Source organism: Croceicoccus bisphenolivorans, from assembly GCF_001634625.1.
Classification (GTDB): Bacteria; Pseudomonadota; Alphaproteobacteria; order Sphingomonadales; family Sphingomonadaceae; genus Croceicoccus; species Croceicoccus bisphenolivorans.
Window position 1 is genome coordinate 1 of record NZ_LRSE01000004.1, and the last position, 17,941, is coordinate 17,941.

Genomic DNA, 17,941 nt, shown 5'->3' on the forward strand with positions numbered 1-17,941 from the left:
GTAGCGATGACACTTCAACCGTCCCGTCGTCTTCGCTGTCAAAATACGAACCGGGACCATCCAGACGATCGGAACCATCGATGATCGGCTGCGTGGTGTAATAGTACTGTCCGGTAGCCGAGGGCGTGCTCTGGTTGCCTGCCGCATCCGTCGAAACCGCAGAATAGGAGACGTAGCCTTCGCCAAGACCTTCGATTTCAGATTGTGACAGCGAGAGTGTGAAAGTTCCCCCGCTCACATTGGCCTGCTTGACGAGAAGCTCCGCGCCGTTGGTCAGGGTGACGGTGACGATGCTTCCGGGTTCGGTCGTTCCGGTAATTTGCGTTCCGTCCGCTGCCTCAAGAACCGTGACGATCGTCCCTTCCTGCGCCACTAGATCAGCGGGGGCATCGGGTGACGTGGTATCGACAGTAAAGAGGAGCGGAAGCGAAGTTGTTCCAAGTTCACCCAGACCGCTCTCGAACTGCGCGGTCAAAACCTTTGAGCCATCCGAGCCGAGCGTAGCGGCCGACACCGTGAATTCATGCAACAACGTCGAGCCGGAGGGAACGTCTGCGGCAGTAAGAACATAACTGGCGATTATAAAGCCATCGAGCTTCAGGTGGAGCGTATCGCCTTCTCCGACGCCCGTGCCGTCGCCATAGGAAACGGTCACTTTCACGCCATCGGCTATCTCGCCGGCATTGACGCGCGCGCCATCATCAATCGTTGGGCGATCCGGCGCGCCAAGCGTATCGCCGCTATTGTCTTGCGGAACGATGGTCTCGACTTCATTTGCCGCCGCGTCCAGCAGGTCGATGAGTGCGCTGCCCTCGTAGTCTTCCGAATTGAGCGGAGCGCCCCCGGTGAGGGCGATGCCGATGTCGTCCGCGAGCTGTTGCTGTGCAACGATCTGGGCAGAGGTGACCTGGGTGAGCGCTGCAATTGGATCACCAGAGGCATCGATATCCTCGATTGACTGATTGACGTTCGCCAGTGACTGCGAGATCGCCGAAGACTGGCTGACCAATGCAGCCTGCACTATCGGGTCAGTCGTCCCGTCGGCAACCGTAAGTACGACGCTTTCGATAAAGCTGCTGTCGGAGAGGTCCGCACTTTCGCCATAGTTTTCGAGTTGCGTCGCAAGCGCGTCGGCAGCGACCGTATAGCCGTCATCGACGCCGGCGTCCTTGAGTCCGGCATCGAGCGCGGCGAGGATATTGGCGATTTCAGCGGCTGTCTTCTGGATCTCGACCGCTTCCGCGATCTCGTCCGGATCGCTGGAGTCCGCCACAACCGCGATCGGATCATAGTCCGTTAGCGACACGTCCGAAGGAAGGCCAAGCGCGCTTTCGAGAAGAGCCTCTGCGGCGGCGATGTCTTCGGGAGTCGCGTCATCCCCAGCCAGCGCATCGATGATTGTGGTCAGCGGGGTAACGACGGTGGAACCGTCTGGCGCGCTCATGGTCCCGGTAAAGGGCTCGCCGGTGCTGATGTCGTAAGTCAGTACCGTCCCATCTGGCGCGATGACCGGGGCCAGGACAATCCGGCCAGACCCACCCAGATCGGTAAAATTGCCCTCTTCGTCGGTAAATGTGTATTCTTCCGCAGTGAAGATCTCGTTGCCATCGGTGTCGAAAAAGACTTCCCCTGCGTCGTACTTGCCGTTGGCATTGGCATCGACGAATTCCTCGTGATCCCACTGGTCATTGTTGTTGCTGTCGCGAAAGACGATGGCATTGGCGATATAGCCGTCGGTGACCGAGCCGCTGACGGTTTGCGGTGCATCGGCGGTTCCGGTCACCGTCACCTTAACGGTCGCGACATTCGATTGCGCGTTGTGACTGTCGTTGGCGCGATATGTGAAAGTCACCTCGCGCGTCTCACCTTCGTCAAGGTCTTGGAAATCGTTGCCTGGGTCGAAAGTAAAAGTGCCGTCCCCATTGATTGTCACAGAGCCTTCAATCGGTCCCGAAACAATCTCATAAATCAGCGTGGATGCATCGTCATCCTCATCGACATCGCTTCCTACGAAGCTCCCGATGAAAGCGCTGCCATCTTCGACGATCCCGGCTTCGGCCCCGATGATGACATCCTCAACGACAGGGGCGTCGTTCGTTCCGACGACCGTCAATGTCACAACCGCGAGGCTGTATGTGCCGTTGCCGAGCTGGATGATGTAGCTGAAAGTGTCCTGGTAGGTCTTGCCTTCGGCGAGCCAGTCGAGCGCTGAGGCATCGTACTCGATGGTTCCAGCGTTTTCGTCCGACATGACAATCGTGGCCAGAGCGCCGAGGCTTGTCTCGATGCCGTAAGTGCCGCCGGAGGAGATAGCCGAAGACACCTCGGCCGAATTCATCCCGCCGTCATAAAGCGAGTAAAGGGTCTTGGACGCACCACCTTGATCGTTGTCGAGCACTTTGAGGTAGACGACCGCGTCTTCAAGAACTTCATAGTAGTCGTCGCCTGCTTGCGGCGTATTTAGTGCCGAAGTGCCCATTCCGTCTCCCCCTTGTGTCGGCTGTCAAGAAAAACAACGTATGATTTATCAACTATGATTTGAGTCGCTGCTAGATACATAATTCCAACGCTTTCAAGAGCGCAGTCCCGTTTTGGGACGCGGTGTTGCGGGGGATGCAGGTGCTGCGAGCGACTACTCGACAGATGCCAACCACTGCGCTGGCGCAGTCGCTCGCACCCCCGGAATGACTGGCACCCAATCCAAGACTGGGAACAAATACCTGCCAGCCGGTGAGCAGGTGGCGATTCTATCCATGATAGAGGGATCTTGTTACAAAAATTGCCACAAAGCGAACGCCGAGAATACATGTAATATGTTGAAATATAGAAGAAATTATAGAAACGGGCAATTTCCCACCCTCTCCGCCATTTTCCTGTTCGTCAGTTTTTACAGCAAATCGCTGAAAGGCGAGGGTTGAAGCCGGGCCGTTCAAACCGGCAGCACTCGCGTATCCTTTACGCACTTTAGGGCAAAACTTGAATTGATCGAAACCACCTCCGGCAGGTGGGAGAGTCGATCCTTCATGAAGCGCTCATAATGGTCGATGCTTTTTGCGACTATTCGCAGCATGTAGTCGCTCTCGCCGCTCATCGAGAAGCATTCGATGATTTCGGGACATTCGGCCACAGCTTCTTCGAACATTTCGAGCGTTTCGCCGCGGTGGTTCGTCAGCTTCAGGTGAGCGAACACATTTACGCCCAATCCGATGGCAGATGGGTCGAGCAGGACGGCGCGACCGACGATTACCTTGTTTTGCTCCAGCTTCTTCAGACGACGCCAGCACGGCGTTTGCGAAAGGCCGACGGCCGGACCCAGATCCGCCAGCGAGATATCGGGGTTTGCCTGGATCTGACGCAAAATCTTCAGGTCGGTCTCGTCCATTTCCTCACACTTCCAAAAATAGAAAAATTTTCTAATAAAATTGAATATAGAAAAAATATTATCGCGTAAATGGCATTCAGGTTGAAATGTAGATCACGATTTTCTCCCGAAGACCTTCTATTTTCGTTCTCTTCGCAGGGAGCGCTTCATGTCCAATCGACCACCATTGGAATTTCACGTACCCGAACCACCGGCCCGGCCCGGACAGTTGTCCGAGATAGCCGGGACGGTCGTTCCCGAGGCAGGGTTGGTCCGCCGCCCGGATGCTTTGTCGAGTTCCGTCGATCTTCGCGATCTCCCGTTCGAATTGATCCGTGTTCTCGATGACGATGGTCAGGCCATAGGTCCGTGGGATCCTCGGCTTTCGCCTGAGCGGCTGAGGCAGGGGCTGAAGGCCATGCTTCTCACTCGCGCGTTCGACGACCGCCTGTTCAGGGCCCACCGGCAAGGCAAGACCAGCTTCTATATGAAGTCCACCGGAGAGGAGGCCATCGGCGCGGCGCAATCGCTCGCGCTGGAACCACAGGATATGTGCTTCCCGACCTATCGGGTCATGAGCTGGCTGCACGCACGCGGATATCCGTTGGTGGATATGGTGAACCAGATCTTCTCGAATGAGCGCGATCCCCTGCGCGGTCGCCAGTTGCCGATCCTGTTTTCCGCGCGCGATTACGGTTTTTATTCGCTGTCGGGCAATCTGGGCACACGGTATGGCCATGCGGTCGGTTGGGCGATGGCGTCCGCATATCGTCAGATCGACAGCATAGCGCTGGCCTATTCGGGCGAAGGTACGACGGCGGAGGGCGATTTTCACGAAGCGCTTACTTTCGCCGCAGTCTACCGCGCTCCCGTTATCCTGTGCGTCACCAACAACCAGTGGGCGATTTCCAGCTTTGCGGGACTGGCCGGCACGGAAAACACGACATTTGCGGCACGAGCGATCGGTTACGGCATGCCCGGGCTCAGGGTCGACGGGAACGATTTCCTGGCAGTGACAGCCGCTACCCAATGGGCGGCAGAGCGCGCGCGCGGGAATATGGGGCCAACCCTGATCGAGTTCTACACCTATCGGGTGGCGGGGCATTCGACGAGCGACGATCCCACGCGATACCGCCCGCGAGAAGAGGCGGAGCAGTGGCCATTGGGCGATCCTGTCGCACGGTTACAGCAGCACCTGATCTCGATCGGAGAATGGGATGACGAACGGCATTCCGCGTTGCTCGCCGAAATAGACGCGCAAGTGCGCAGTGCCGTTCGCGAAGCCGAAGCGGTGGGAACGCTTGGCAAGTCCAAGCCGCCGCTGTCGGAAATGTTCGAGGGTGTCTTCGCCGAACCCGACTGGCGGCTGATCGAGCAGCGCAGCGAGATCGGAGCCGGCAATGCGTGAACTGAACATGGTGAAGGCGATCAACGATGCGCTTGGCGTGATGTTGGCTCACGATCCGAATGTCCTCATCTTCGGTGAAGATGTCGGGTATTTCGGCGGCGTGTTCCGGGCCACGGAAGGCTTGCAAGCCAAACATGGCCTGAAGCGATGCTTCGATACGCCCATTGCCGAGGGTGGGATTATCGCGACGGCGATCGGCATGGGGGTGCAGGGTTTGCGACCTGTTCCCGAAATCCAGTTCGCCGACTACATTCTTCCCGCCTTCGATCAGCTCGTATCGGAAGCGGCGCGATTGCGGTATCGGTCCGGCGGCGAATTCTGGGCACCGATCACGGTCCGATCGCCCTATGGGGGCGGGATTTTCGGTGGCCAGACGCACAGTCAGAGCCCTGAAGCGATTTTCGCGCATGTCACTGGGCTGAAGACTGTCATTCCTTCCACCCCATACGACGCGAAGGGATTGTTGATCGCCGCGATCGAATGCGACGATCCGGTTATCTTCCTTGAGCCCAAGCGGCTCTACAACGGACCGTTCGACGGCCATCACGACCGCGAGATCGCCAGTTGGGCGGGCCACCCCGCAGCGCAAGTGCCTGAAGGCCATTATACCGTGCCGCTTGGCAAGGCGGCAATCGTCAGGCCGGGGGAAGCTGTGACTGTGCTGGCATACGGCACGATGGTTCACGTCGCGCTTGCCGCAGTCGCGGACGCGGGGGTCGATGCAGAAGTCGTCGATCTGCGCTCTATCGTGCCGCTGGATATCGAAACAATTCTGGCGTCCGTGAACAAGACGGGCCGGTGTGTGATCGTGCACGAAGCGTCCCGGTTCGGCGGGTTCGGCGGCGAGCTGTCGGCCTTGATCCAGGAACGCTGTTTCTATGGCCTGGAGACCCCGATCGAACGGGTCGCCGGCTGGGACACACCATATCCGCACGCATTCGAGTGGGATTATTTCCCCGGACCTGGCCGGATCGCCGCCGCATTGCGTCGCGTCATGGAGAGTAACTGATGGGCCGCTATACTTTTCGCCTTCCCGACATTGGTGAGGGCATTGCCGAGGCAGAGATTGTCGCTTGGCATGTCCAGCCGGGCGATACGATCGCAGAAGATCAACCGATCGCCGACATGATGACTGACAAGGCGACAGTCGAGATGGAAAGCCCGGTATCGGGAACCGTGCTCGAGGTGGCCGGTGAGGCTGGCGATACGATCGCCATCGGGTCGATGCTGGTAGTGATCGAGGTCGAGGGTGAAAGCGAAGGCGAAGGAACCGCGCCTGCCACGACCGTGGAAGTTGCGAAGGACACCGTCGAACCGGCACTGCCGGACGCAGACGATGACGCACCCGAAGCGATTGAAACGCCGGAGCCCGAGCCGCAAGGCGAGCCTGTGGCAACCCCCGGACCGGTTCACACCGGACGGGTGCTGGCGTCCCCTGCGGTGCGGGCACGTGCGAAGGACCTGGGCCTTGATCTGGCGCAAGTGAGGCCGGCGACCGACGCGCGCATTCGCCATGCCGACCTTGATGCGTTCATCTCTTACAATGCCGCTTTCGCTACGCCGGGAGCCGCGCGCGCCGACGAAGCGATAAAAGTCATCGGCCTGCGGAAGCGCATCGCGCAGAACATGGCGGCTTCCAAGCGTCACATCCCGCACTTTTCCTATGTCGAGGAGTGCGATGTGACAGAGCTTGAACGGGTGCGGGCCCAGCTGAACGCAGCCAGGGGCGACCGGCCGAAACTGACCATGCTGCCGCTGCTGATCCGGGCAATCTGCAGGCTGATTCCGGATTTTCCGATGATCAACGCCCGCTACGACGATGAAGCCAATGTCGTGGTTCGGCACGGCGGGGTGCATCTGGGTATGGCGACGCAGACCGGTAGCGGGCTCATGGTTCCCGTCATCCGCGATGCGCAGTCCAGGAACCCGTGGCAGCTCGCTCGTGAAATCGCACGACTGGCGAATGCGGCGCGCGATGGCACCGCGAAGTCCGACGAACTGTCGGGGTCGACGCTGACCATCACCTCGCTCGGCCCGTTGGGCGGGGTGGCCGCCACGCCGGTCATCAATCGGCCAGAGGTTGCGATCATCGGTCCCAACCGCATCGTCGAGCGACCTATGTTCGTGCCCGACGGCATGGGCGGGGAGCGGATCGAAAAGCGTAAACTGATGAATGTGTCGATCAGCTGCGATCATCGGGTTGTCGACGGATACGATGCCGCGAGCTTCGTGCAGGAATTGAAAAAGCTGGTCGAGGCGCCGGCGCTGCTGCTTGCCGACGGAGGGTGACCACGTTGGCTGCGCAGGCGGACCAGCCGATCCGACTGCCCTATTAATGAGAGAGAGAGAAGGATGCTTCCATGACCATTCGGGAAGACGCAGTTCCGGATTTCACCCATGTGCCGTGCCGCATGCCAACCAGCGACGCCGCGCGGGCCGAAGTGCTCGCAAATCCCGGCTTCGGCACCAGTTTCTCCGACCATATGGTGACGATCGAATGGAAGGAAGAGCGCGGATGGCACGATGCGAAGGTCGGGCCGCGCCAACCGATCATGCTCGACCCTGCGGCAGCGGTCCTCCATTACGCGCAGGAGATATTCGAAGGCCTCAAGGTCTATAAACAGGTCGATGGATCGACTGCATTGTTCCGTCCCGATGCGAATGCTGCGCGTTTCAACCGGTCCGCTGCCCGCCTGGCCATGCCTGAACTGCCTGAAGCCTTGTTCGTCAAGGCGATCGAGCAACTGGTCAATGTCGATATCGATTGGGTTCCTTCCCTCGAAGGTGGCTCGCTTTACCTGCGTCCCTTTCTGATTGCGACAGAGCCGTTCCTGGGCGTGCGGCCGGCCAGGCAATACAAGTTCATCGTCATCGCCAGTCCGGCGGGTAACTATTTCAAGTCCGGCGCACCGGCGATTTCGGTGTGGGTGAGCGATTATGCCCGCGCCGCAGCTGGCGGTACGGGGGCGGCGAAGTGCGGCGGCAATTACGCAGCCAGCCTGGTCCCCCAAGGCGAAGCGATTGCGCGGGGGCATGACCAGGTCGTCTTCCTCGATGCGGCAGAGCAGCGTTGGATCGAGGAATTGGGGGGGATGAACCTGTTCTTCGTGTTCGCCGATGGCACCATGCTGACCCCGGCGCTCACAGGCACTATCCTGGCCGGCATTACCCGCGAGAGCTTGCTGACGCTTGCCCGCGAGGAAGGTTTGAACGTGGTTGAAGGTCGCTATGGCATCGACAAATGGCGGGAAGATGCCTTGTCCGGCAAACTAGTCGAGACGTTCGCCTGCGGCACCGCCGCCGTTGTTACCGCGGTTGGCCACGTCGCTGGCCGAGACGGTGAATTTGCCGTTGGCGCAGGAATGCCCGGACCAGTCACAGAAAGACTCAAAGCGCGCCTTGTCGCGATACAGCGCGGTGAAGCGATCGACCGTCACGCTTGGGTCCACCGCATTGCCGGGCCACGATCGCAATAAGGCAAGCGCTTTGGATAAATTCGGTTTGCGAACATCGGTGGTGTCAGGTTAACGGACCATCGATGGGCAAGAGCGCAGATCTTGTCACTCAAGCCGTAGCGGCAGGTGCGGCAACCCAATCGACCATGGCGACCGATCGGAACTGGCGTCATAAGGGTGTGATCGTCCGCACCTGAGCGAGCTGGTCGGAGGCGAGTTAGCGAACGACTAGGATCGCCAGTACCGTTTCAAATTTGTCGGTTGCATTGACCTAGATGGAAGTGACGACCGGCAAATCGATCTTGTCGAGTTGCTTCTTCCGCCATTCTTCATGTGCGGCATGGCGTTCACGGAATTCTGGAATGATCTGCGTGCCCCACAGCTCCAGCGATTCCATGATGTGTTCGTGCTTCGTCCAGCCGAACTTCTGATTGATCAGCAGTCCGTCGACATTCGTCGCTTCCAGCTGCCGTGCCATTTCGCGCGCCTTGTCAACGCCGCACATGATCTGGCCGGGCAGATCGGCAAATTGTGCACCCATGGCGAGGAACATGGGCGGAAAACCCTTGCCTTCACGGATGTCGCCTTTGCCGGCCTTGAAGTCGAGAAACGCGTTATAAAGATGGTGATCGGGAGCGCCGATGTTTGCGGTAGAGCCACCGGTCAGGCCGAAGCCGAAGAATTCGAGCCCTTCGCGGGCACGTTCGTCGGCAAGTTCGTCGGTCGGCGCGATCAGGCCGCTGGCGAACGAGAGAACTGCCGGGTTGATGCCCTTGCCGACCGGCTTGACCTCACCGCTTTGCAGCGTTTCCCAATAGAGCTTTACTTCGTTCGCAACCATTTCGGCACCGCCAATCGTGAGCATCAGCGCGCCAAGGCCTCGCGAGGCTGCATCACGCACCTGGCCCGGGGCCGACATCGACGTCCAAAGTGGCGGATGCGGCTTCTGGAACGATTTGGGGATGACGTCGACGGCAGGGAAGTTGAAGAATTCGTTCTCAACGCCCGGCCACACGCCGGGGCTGCCTAGAATGTCTGCCGCAATTTGCCCAGCGGCTGCGGCGCGCTCGCGGCGCAGTTCCGCCTGCTCGCCCAGAAACGGGGCGATTTCCATCGGGGAACCGCTGCCGAAGCCGAACTCGACGCGGCCTTCGGTCAACTGGTCGGCGGTCGCGATGCGTTCGGCGATGCGAATGGGGTTTCCATGTGAAGAATGGGTGATGCCGGTGCCGAGGCGGATGTTCTTGGTTACTTGCGAAAGTGCGCCCAGAAGCACTTCGGTGGCGGTGTTGTGGGCATATTCGGCCGTGAAGTGATGTTCGCCGAGGAATGCGTAATCGAAACCGAGGCTGTCGGCGAATCGGATCTGTTCGATCATTTCGCGGAACGCCTGCTGTTCCTGCCCCGGCATCCAATCGTTCCTGTCAGGATACTTGGGCACCATGGGATTGTAGAAAACACCGAACTTCATGCATCTCTCCAGCACAGCAATTTCAACCGCCGCCGATGGCCGGAAATCCTGCGCGCGGTAGCTGGATTTCGATCGAGGCAAGCACCGCGGCGGACCGGTCGAGCAATCTGATATACCAAAATTTCCAGATAGTCTAATCGCATTTCGCGTGCTGAAAACGAGGTCGTTCTGCTCAGAAATGCAGGCCGAAAACCTCGGTTTTCTGAGGAAAATCGTGATATTTCCATTATGTTGCGGCGGCATTTCCCGGCCGCATCACCAATGGCCAATCGTACCGATAGGCTGTTTCCGGGCAAGCACGGGGAACAAGATGCCCGCCTTCTGATATATCTTCTTGCATCGGCTGCCCGATCGTTTTATTTGATACGCAACAAGAGCGCTGCCGGAACCGAAAAATAACGTGGTCGGGCAGTTAGTGTGGGCTTCGCCGAGGGGAGATTTTGCATGAAGGTTGATCACACACGTATCGCAATAGGCGCATTGATTTGCGCTCTTGCTGCGCCGACGACCGCGATGGCGCAGTCCGAGCCGGACGCCGCAGATCCGCAAGTTCAGCCGGGCGGCATCGCCGAGATCATCGTCACAGCACAGCGTGTCCAGGAAAGCGTGCAAAAGGCGGCGATCGCGATCGATGTCGTCAGCGCCGACGAGCTTCAGAAGGCGCAGGTGACCAGCCCTGCCCAGCTGACCAATCTCGTCCCCTCATTGCAGGTCAGTCGTCAGGGTGGTGGCAACGTGTCGTTCTTCCTGCGTGGCATCGGCACGTTCACGGCGAACTCCTATTCGGATCCCGCCGTCGCTTTCAACTATGACGGCGTCTACATCAGCCGCCCCAGCGCCACGACCGGCTTCTTCTACGACGTGGCCCGGCTCGAAGTGCTCAAGGGTCCGCAAGGTACGCTCTACGGCCGTAACGCAACCGGCGGCGCGATCAATGTCATCCCCGTGGCCCCGCGCATCGGTGAGAACGAGGGTTATTTCAACGTCAGCTTCGGCAATTACGACGCCGTGAACCTGCAGGGTGCCGCAAACCTTGCGGTTGGTGACAATGCGGCTGTGCGCCTTTCCGGCACTTACGTGAACCGCGACGGATACGCCACCGACGGAACGAGCGACGAGGACAGCAAGGGCATCCGCGCGCAGTTCGCGTTCGAGCCCACTGAAAATTTTCGCGTCCGCCTCGCCGGCGACTATTTCCGTCGTCAGGGTCGCGGGGCGAGCTCCACGATCATCGCGAGCGCGCCGCTGAACCCGGTGACGAACACTTATGCGATCATCCCGACGAATTTCTCGAAGAACAGCGGGTCGAACGGCCCGGAAGTCTCGCAGTTGCTTAGCATGACCTTCAACGCACAGTCGGGCCGGTTTTTCGAGCCTTTGGCCCGCCAGCCGGAACTTGACGGTGAATTCTGGGGAACGTCCGCCGAATTCAACCTGGACACCGAAATCGGCACTTTCACGCTGATCGCGGCCAACCGCCAGCACGATACCGACGATGTCACCAATGGTGCAGGCTTTCTGGTCATCGACCAGCAGGATCTGAACCAGAACAGCGTCGAGCTGCGTCTGGCCGGCAATAGCGGTCCGATCGACTATATCATCGGCGGCTATTATTATGACGAGAAGCTTGATGCGCTCTATGCGCCGATGGGGCAATCGCTCAACGCATATCAGAACTTCGAAACGACAGTGAAATCCTATGCCGGTTTCGGTCGACTGACCTATAACGTCACCGACGAGTTCCGGCTGGTCGGAGGGCTTCGCTACACGTGGGACAAGAAAACGATCGATGGCACCAACGACGTTTTCCTCGCGATTTGCGGCGCATTGAGCCACACGTGCTTCGGCGCACCGCTGCTGCCGTTCGCATACTCGGCTGAAGAGGTTATCGATCAACTCGGCCTTGTACCGGCTGCGGCTGGTCAATTCCCCACACCCCCGTTTCCGCCGGGAGCGCTGGTCGTTCCCGGGTTCGACATGGGCTATTTCCGTGCGCCCAGCAGTGTCAGCAGTCGCCTGAAGGATGGCAAGCTGACCTGGCGCGCGGCGGCAGAGTATGACGTGGGGCCACAGAACTTGCTTTACGCCAGCGTCGAGACTGGCTTCCGTTCCGGCGGGTTCAGCTTCGCCCTGTCCAAACCGAGCTTCGATGCAGAGACGCTGACCGCTTATACACTTGGCTCGAAGAACCGTTTCTTTGACAATCGGATGCAGCTCAATGTCGAGGCGTTTTATTGGAAATACAAGGATCAGCAGCTGGCTCACTCCGGCGCCGAAAATAACGGGCAGCCAGCATTTTTTACCGAGAACGTAGGTGGATCGACGGTCAAGGGCGCGGAGGCCGAGCTCCAGTTCCTGGCAACAGAGAACACCTTGTTTGCGGCGAATGTCCAGTACCTCGATGCTGTGAACGACTCCTTCGTCTACAACGTTCCGGCCACCGCCAACCCTATCCTCAGCACCGACGAAAACCCGGTCTACATTCCGTTGCTGACCGGCTGCGCCACCAGTGGCCCTTCGGTCATCGAGGGCGGTGCGCCGGTTCCGCAGTGGACGGTCGACTGCTCTGGCCTCAGGGCATCGCGTGCGCCCAAGTGGACCATGACGCTGGGTGTCCAGCAAACCATCCCGCTGGGCGAAAGTCGGGTTGTTGTCGGCGCCAACACCCGCTACCAGTCTTCGAACTTCACCGGATTCGACCAGTTGTCGACGGATATCCAGAAGGGCTATTGGCTTCACAATGCCGATATTTCTTACATAACGGCCGAAGATCAGCTGACCATCGGCGCGTTCATCAACAACATCTCGAACTACCGGGCGAAGCTCAACAGTGGCTACTTCGCATCGACCGGCCTGGTCGGAGCGAGCTTCTCCGACCCGCGGACCTATGGCGTCCGGGTTTCGATGAAATACTGATCTGCGATTGATCGAGGGAATGCGGCGGCGGCAGATATTGCCGTCGCCGTTTTTTTGACCAGGAGTTCGCCGCAGCACGCGCAAGTTTGCGCCGGGCAATGACCAGCTAATGTGGGAAAGCGTCAGCCCGTAGTGACGTTTGCCGCAACGATGTGTTCGATTTCCCGGTGCGTGGTATCCGCTGCGGCACCGATACCGGTCATCAGCATGATAAGGATCGTGCCCTGTTCGGGCATAACCCAGAACCTGCGCGTGCCGATGCCATCCCAGCCGTAGCTGCCGTTCGGCAAATCGGTGCCGGAAGTGCTTCGATCCTCGATTGTCGCGACACCAAATCCGTAGCGCACCCCTGGCATATAGACAGGCGCGCGCGCTGAGTATTCCGTGGCACGAACACCCGGAAACGGCAGGTCGCCGATCTGGTTGCTGTGGACCATCGAGACGGCCACTTCCGGCAAGATGCGTGCACCAGCATAGGTGCCGCCGTTCAGCAGCATTTGGGCAAAGCGCAGATAATCGCCGGCTGTGGTGAACAGGCCCGCTGAACCGGATGGATAGTCGGGCCGGGCAATCCGGTCGTGCGCGAACGGGCCCAGCGGCAGAACCCGATCGCCCATCCACGATTGGACGCCGAAAGCGGAATCGCGCATGCCGAGTGGATCGAACAGCCGTTGCTGCACGAAAGTCGCGAAGTCGGTATCGGACGCAACCTCGATCAGGCGCGCAAGCACGTCATAGGTGGTGGCGTTGCTGTAATGCCATTGCGTTCCCGGCTGGAATTCCAGCGGCACCGTGCCCAGCTTCGCGATATAGCTTGCCACGCTGTCATCGGGCTCTGCGACCGGCAGGCCGGGATTGGCGATGCCGATCGTTTGCAGGCCAGACGTGAAGGTCATGATGTCGCGAACGGTCATCGGCCGCCGCATCGGTTCGTAATCGAACTGCGGTTCGGGATATTGTGCGTCAAGTTCCGGGTTGGGCGGGAAATGCATCGGACGATGCTGGCTGCCCGGCCTGAGTATGCGCACCATGCGGGGCTGACCAAATTCGGGGATGTATTCCGAAACGGGCGCATCAAGCCTGAGCGCTCCTTCCACGACCAGCGCCGCGCCCAATGTGCCGACGACCGGCTTGGTCATCGACATCACGCCAAAGATGGTGTCGGCCTGCAATCGATAAGGCGGATCGAAATCAGCAGTGCCCTGAACGTCGGACAGGACAAGTTCCCCGTTCCGCGCGATCAGTGTTATCGCGCCGGTGATCTCACCCGCCGCGATATGACGCGATACGATGTGCGGGACCGTTGCAAAGCCGACACCGGCCACGATCAGATTCCGTCGAAAGCGGCGATGAACGCTTCGGGAGCGGTGTTCTGGATATCGTGGGTTGCCCCTTCGATGATCGTGACTTCAGCCGACGGAACGACCTGTTTGAACCGGTCTGCGTAGCAGGGATTGAGGATTTCGTCCTCCGTTCCCAGCAGCAGCTTGGTCGGGATGGTCCAGCGTTCTGCCAGCTTCTCCAGCGCGCCCGGCGTGCCGGGGTAATCCGTTTTGGCGAACATCTTGATCCGCCTGCGCATCTGTTCGCGGAAGAAATCGGCCGTCGACCACGGCTTGCGAGGGTGTGGTGGCGGTGCGGGGTAGCCAGATACGTCGGGGGCTGGCGCGCCTGCGCGCAGGGCCTGAATAAAGCTGTCATCCGGGTTCACCAGATCCTCCGGGCGGCAGAACAGCATCGGGCCTTCCAGTGTCAGCGACTTTACGCGCTCCGGGAACTGTCCGGCCAGCCAGAAGGCATTGTTCCCGCCCATCGACGTGCCGACGAGGTGGAATTGCTCAACCCCCAGCTCGGCAATTGCATCGGCAAGAACCGTTGCAAGCTGGCGTTGTTTCATTTCTGCGGTCAGTTGCGGCGTCGTGCCCCAGCCGGGAGGGTCCAGTTCGATGACCCTGAAGCGCCTGGCCAGTTCGTCCTTGGCGGTGGACATTTCCAGTCCTGCAGAACCGGGAAGGAAGACGATGGCATCGCCGCTTCCGGCTTCGGCATATGGCACTTCGTAACCGAAGCTTGCAACGGTGGCCCGTTTGAAGTTGCTTCCTGGTTCCACGTTCACTCTCCTTGGGGTCAAGCTCGTTCGTCGCGACGCGCAGCGCGGCAGAGCGGCGATCATCGGAATCCGGCAGGCCTCGCGACATTACACGCCTATTGATATATCAGTAGGCGTGGCGCTGACAAGAATATTCGGTGCGGTTGGCACGGTGGCGGCTAATCGTGCCGGGGTGACCCCAAGGTGCGCCGCGCGAGCAGGTTCTACGGCTACTCGACGTGTTCGAACCGCGCGTCCCTGTCCGGCAATTGGTCAAGAAGTTCCAGAAACTGCTCTTCCGATTTCATGACGCGCGTCTTGAGCAGGTTCGCTGCCTTCTGGGGATCGGTCACATACTGGAAAGCTGCGATTTCCTTGCCGCCACCCATCCATTGCTTACCTTCGGGGAACTGGAAAAATAACTGGAACACGCGTTCCATCTCTGCACCGAGATGCCGGTATATGTATGCCAGCGGTTCATTGTCGGCGGCTTCGACCAGGATGTTGAAAAATTCACTGCCCACGCGCGACATGCCCGCGAGATCATCGTCGTCCATCTGCTCTCGCTCCTCGCCCAGTCGGCTGAGGGCCGCGCAATCTTCTGGGGCGAGCCGGGCGACCGCAAGCTCTGCGATCAAGGGTGCGACTGTGCGCCAGACGGCGAAAAAGTCCGTCACCGACTTGCGCGTCAGCTTGCGTACGCGATAGCCGCTACGGGGCTTGGTATCGATCAGGCGATCCTGGTCCAGTCGCAACAGGGCCTCGCGCACGGGCGTTCGCCCGTAGCCCAGCCTGTCGATCAGTTCTTTTTCGGTCAGGCGCGCACCCGGCGGGATTTCGCAACTGACGATCAGGCGCCTCAGTTCCTGATAACAACGATCGACCTGGCTGGACCGGCTATCGGCTTGTTTCGCATGCTCCACCGATTTCCCCCTCAAATTCCTGCCTTTCGCTGCTTTAACCGCGGTCTGCCTAGATGGCGATGAAGGGCAGTGCCGCAAGGGGCGCTACGACGCAATTGCAAGCACGCAGCAATCGTGCGGCCATATCCGGGTATCGCATCGCCGAGCATCTTGCGTTGCCCCCTTATTACGCAACGGCGAAGCCGACGTCCACGACATCGCCCGTCCGACGCCGAAGACGTGTTCCCTAACCGAATTCTGATATATCGTCTTCGTGAATTTGTCATCGGCCTTCGTTCAGGAGGCCTCGCGGAACGTGGTCTGCGCTCGCTTCAGGCAACGGCTGTCTACCGTCGAATTCGTGGCTTGTGCGTGATTGGTAAAACTGATATATCACATCTGCAAAGGAGCCGACATATGATCAAGGTTTGGGATTTCGACTTCAACCAGGTGCCGGGCAAAGCGCTGCCGGATTACAGTGACCAGGATCTGGTGCAGCATGCCTTCGACTTCAACATCGACCTGATGGCGAGTCTTGAGGGCCGCGGGTTCGAGGGCGTGTTCTACAGCGAACACCACTTCATCAATTCCATGAGCCCGTGCCCAAACCTGCTCGTCGCCATGCTTGCGGCGCGCACCAGCCGCCTGAAGATCGGCGTGATGGGCAACGTGCTGCCCTTCCACCAGCCGTGGCGGCTGGCGGAAGAGCTGAACATGCTCGACTACATCACGCATGGCCGTCTGGAGATCGGCGTTGCCAGTGGTGTTCCGCCCGAATTCCTGTTCGTCAATATTCCGCAGCCCGACATCCGCCCGATGTACACGGAGATCCTCGATTTCCTGATGGCGGCGAAGGACGATTCAATGGTGACGCTGAAGGGCAAGTATTTCGATCTGGAAGATATCCCGATCATGCCACGCCCGCGCAAGGAAGCGCGCCGTCGTCACTGGGTCACGATCTATTCCGAAGCATCCTGCCGCGATGCCGCCCGCCGCGACATGAAGGTCTGCACGGGGTACCAGTCGGTCGAAAGTGCCGCCGCAGCGTTCGACGGCTACCGCGACGAAGCGGCAAAGCTTGGCCGTGATGTGGATGCCGACGATGTCGGTATCCGCCGTCAGGTGCTGATTGCGGATACCCATGCGGAGGCAGAGAGCCTCGCGCTCGACCTGCAGGAATCGGCCAAGGCACGAATGGCGCAGACCTTTGCGTTGGTGGCCGCACGTCTGGAAGCAAGCGGCGTTGGCCCGGCGGAATCGGTCAAGGAAAGCGGCGTTATCGATGCGGCCGCCGTGCCGCGCGGCGAAGAAGAAGCGGACAACATCCGCAAGGACATGGGCGAGAACAAGGCGCTCAAGTCCGGTGGTCTGGTGATCTCGCCTGAGGAATATATCTCGGGTTCGCCGACAACTGTTGCCGAACAGATCATCGACCAGTGCGAACGTCTGGGTGCGGGCAATATCCTTGCCTATCACGCCCCCACGCTGGACGAGAAGCAGATCGCCAGGAACTACGACCTGTGGGAACAGGTCATTCCGATCCTGCAGAAGGCACAGGTCGGCAAGGCACTGGCTGCCTGAACCGTCATTCCCGACGTGGCCTCAGGGGCCGGATCAATCCGGGGAAGGGCACTGCGCGGCGCAGGCCCTCCCCCACACATTCGATACGAGCCGATGTTTGCGGAAAGTGCGGCATCGGTTGCCCCGTGCCGCCGGTTCGCCGGGCCATTGAACATCGAAAGGCACGCGACATGATGATCGAAGCGTCTGACTTCAGAAAGGTGCTTGGCGCCTTCCCAACCGGCGTATGCGTGGTGACGAGCACCGATCCTCTCGGTGGAAACCACGGCATGGTTGTCGGCAGTTTTACGTCGATCTCGCTAGATCCCCCGCTGGTCGGCTTTTTCCCCGCACGCGAATCGCGCACATGGCAAGCGATGCGCGACAACAGCAATTTCTGCATCAATATCTTGGGCGCCGGCGCGGATGAGCATTGCCGCAGGTTCACCGCCCGCTCTGGCGAGAAGTTCGCAGGCCTCGAATTCGCGTCGAGCCGTAATGGCCAGCCGCGTCTAAGGGACGCACTCGCATGGATCGACATCGCGGCCGACAGGGTCATCGAAATCGGTGACCACGATCTGCTGGTGGGCCGCGTCACAGCTCTCGCTGCAGCCGAGGAGGGGGAACCGATGGTGTTTTTCCGCGGACGTTATCGGGCGCTGGCCGAACCGGAAGCTGTCCGAGCGCTTCAGTCGCCGCCGCATATTTATCAGAATAAATAAAATCGCGGGCGGTGGTGGTAACTTTCATATCGTCTGATATATAATTCAACGGATACA

The 17,941-nt window shown here is 59.6% G+C and carries 13 protein-coding genes; 7 read left to right on the forward strand and 6 right to left on the reverse strand.

The genetic code is table 11. The features are described 5' to 3' along the window. A partial coding sequence (locus tag A7A77_RS04845) for an Ig-like domain-containing protein (protein ID WP_156500418.1) occupies positions 1 to 2,479 on the reverse strand: 2,479 nt, incomplete at its 3' end. A gap of 450 nt (positions 2,480 to 2,929) precedes the next feature. Then, positions 2,930 to 3,382 (reverse strand): Lrp/AsnC family transcriptional regulator, encoded by a 453-nt coding sequence (locus tag A7A77_RS04850; protein ID WP_066554587.1) that lies wholly within the window; start codon positions 3,380 to 3,382, stop codon positions 2,930 to 2,932. A gap of 148 nt (positions 3,383 to 3,530) precedes the next feature. Between A7A77_RS04850 and A7A77_RS04855 the strand changes: the two genes are divergently transcribed. The 4 genes from A7A77_RS04855 to A7A77_RS04870 all read left to right on the forward strand — a co-directional run bounded on the left by A7A77_RS04855 (position 3,531) and on the right by A7A77_RS04870 (position 8,245). Continuing rightward, the gene (locus A7A77_RS04855) at positions 3,531 to 4,769 is read left to right on the forward strand and encodes a thiamine pyrophosphate-dependent enzyme (protein WP_066554594.1); all 1,239 of its coding nucleotides are present in this window, start codon (positions 3,531 to 3,533) and stop codon (positions 4,767 to 4,769) included. Then, positions 4,762 to 5,778: an alpha-ketoacid dehydrogenase subunit beta gene (locus A7A77_RS04860; RefSeq protein WP_172799840.1), complete on the forward strand. Its 1,017-nt coding sequence runs from the start codon at positions 4,762 to 4,764 to the stop codon at positions 5,776 to 5,778. Before A7A77_RS04855 ends, A7A77_RS04860 begins: the two co-directional genes overlap by 8 nt. Next, positions 5,778 to 7,058, forward strand: coding sequence for a dihydrolipoamide acetyltransferase family protein (locus A7A77_RS04865; protein WP_066554597.1), 1,281 nt, complete (start codon positions 5,778 to 5,780; stop codon positions 7,056 to 7,058). Before A7A77_RS04860 ends, A7A77_RS04865 begins: the two co-directional genes overlap by 1 nt. A gap of 71 nt (positions 7,059 to 7,129) precedes the next feature. Next, entirely contained in the window at positions 7,130 to 8,245 is a 1,116-nt protein-coding gene (locus tag A7A77_RS04870; RefSeq protein ID WP_066554599.1) for a branched-chain amino acid aminotransferase, read from the forward strand. 250 nt (positions 8,246 to 8,495) lie between these two features. On the opposite strand, the gene A7A77_RS04875 is transcribed toward A7A77_RS04870, so the two are convergent. Continuing rightward, positions 8,496 to 9,695: an LLM class flavin-dependent oxidoreductase gene (locus tag A7A77_RS04875; protein ID WP_066554602.1), complete on the reverse strand. Its 1,200-nt coding sequence runs from the start codon at positions 9,693 to 9,695 to the stop codon at positions 8,496 to 8,498. A 444-nt stretch (positions 9,696 to 10,139) separates the two neighbouring features. Here A7A77_RS04875 and A7A77_RS04880 point away from each other — a divergent pair, with 444 nt between their 5' ends. Beyond that, on the forward strand, positions 10,140 to 12,611 hold the full coding sequence (locus tag A7A77_RS04880) for a TonB-dependent receptor (protein ID WP_066554606.1): 2,472 nt from the start codon (positions 10,140 to 10,142) through the stop codon (positions 12,609 to 12,611). A gap of 122 nt (positions 12,612 to 12,733) precedes the next feature. Here the strand turns inward: A7A77_RS04880 and A7A77_RS04885 are convergent, their stop codons facing one another. The 3 genes from A7A77_RS04885 to A7A77_RS04895 form a co-directional block, all read right to left on the reverse strand. Next, positions 12,734 to 13,936, reverse strand: coding sequence for a serine hydrolase domain-containing protein (locus A7A77_RS04885; protein WP_066554608.1), 1,203 nt, complete (start codon positions 13,934 to 13,936; stop codon positions 12,734 to 12,736). A 2-nt stretch (positions 13,937 to 13,938) separates the two neighbouring features. Continuing rightward, positions 13,939 to 14,721, reverse strand: coding sequence for an alpha/beta fold hydrolase (locus tag A7A77_RS04890; protein WP_172799841.1), 783 nt, complete (start codon positions 14,719 to 14,721; stop codon positions 13,939 to 13,941). 209 nt (positions 14,722 to 14,930) lie between these two features. Further along, a complete protein-coding gene (locus tag A7A77_RS04895) occupies positions 14,931 to 15,638 on the reverse strand; it encodes a GntR family transcriptional regulator (protein ID WP_172799842.1) in 708 nt (235 codons plus the stop codon). 381 nt (positions 15,639 to 16,019) lie between these two features. Here A7A77_RS04895 and A7A77_RS04900 point away from each other — a divergent pair, with 381 nt between their 5' ends. Beyond that, positions 16,020 to 17,183, forward strand: coding sequence for an LLM class flavin-dependent oxidoreductase (locus tag A7A77_RS04900; RefSeq protein WP_066554614.1), 1,164 nt, complete (start codon positions 16,020 to 16,022; stop codon positions 17,181 to 17,183). Positions 17,184 to 17,353: 170 nt separating this feature from the next. Further along, positions 17,354 to 17,884 carry a flavin reductase family protein gene (locus A7A77_RS04905; protein WP_245638398.1) on the forward strand — a complete coding sequence of 177 codons (531 nt, stop codon included), beginning with the start codon at positions 17,354 to 17,356 and terminating at the stop codon, positions 17,882 to 17,884. Positions 17,885 to 17,941 lie beyond the last annotated feature (57 nt).

Bases quoted from the DNA above. Each gene is read 5' to 3' on its own strand.
- A7A77_RS04850 (WP_066554587.1), bottom strand. From the start codon at position 3,382: ATGGACGAGACCGACCTGAAGATTTTGCGTCAGATCCAGGCAAACCCC.
- A7A77_RS04855 (WP_066554594.1), top strand. From the start codon at position 3,531: ATGTCCAATCGACCACCATTGGAATTTCACGTACCCGAACCACCGGCC.
- A7A77_RS04860 (WP_172799840.1), top strand. From the start codon at position 4,762: ATGCGTGAACTGAACATGGTGAAGGCGATCAACGATGCGCTTGGCGTG.
- A7A77_RS04865 (WP_066554597.1), top strand. From the start codon at position 5,778: ATGGGCCGCTATACTTTTCGCCTTCCCGACATTGGTGAGGGCATTGCC.
- A7A77_RS04870 (WP_066554599.1), top strand. From the start codon at position 7,130: ATGACCATTCGGGAAGACGCAGTTCCGGATTTCACCCATGTGCCGTGC.
- A7A77_RS04875 (WP_066554602.1), bottom strand. From the start codon at position 9,695: ATGAAGTTCGGTGTTTTCTACAATCCCATGGTGCCCAAGTATCCTGAC.
- A7A77_RS04880 (WP_066554606.1), top strand. From the start codon at position 10,140: ATGAAGGTTGATCACACACGTATCGCAATAGGCGCATTGATTTGCGCT.
- A7A77_RS04900 (WP_066554614.1), top strand. From the start codon at position 16,020: ATGATCAAGGTTTGGGATTTCGACTTCAACCAGGTGCCGGGCAAAGCG.
- A7A77_RS04905 (WP_245638398.1), top strand. From the start codon at position 17,354: ATGATGATCGAAGCGTCTGACTTCAGAAAGGTGCTTGGCGCCTTCCCA.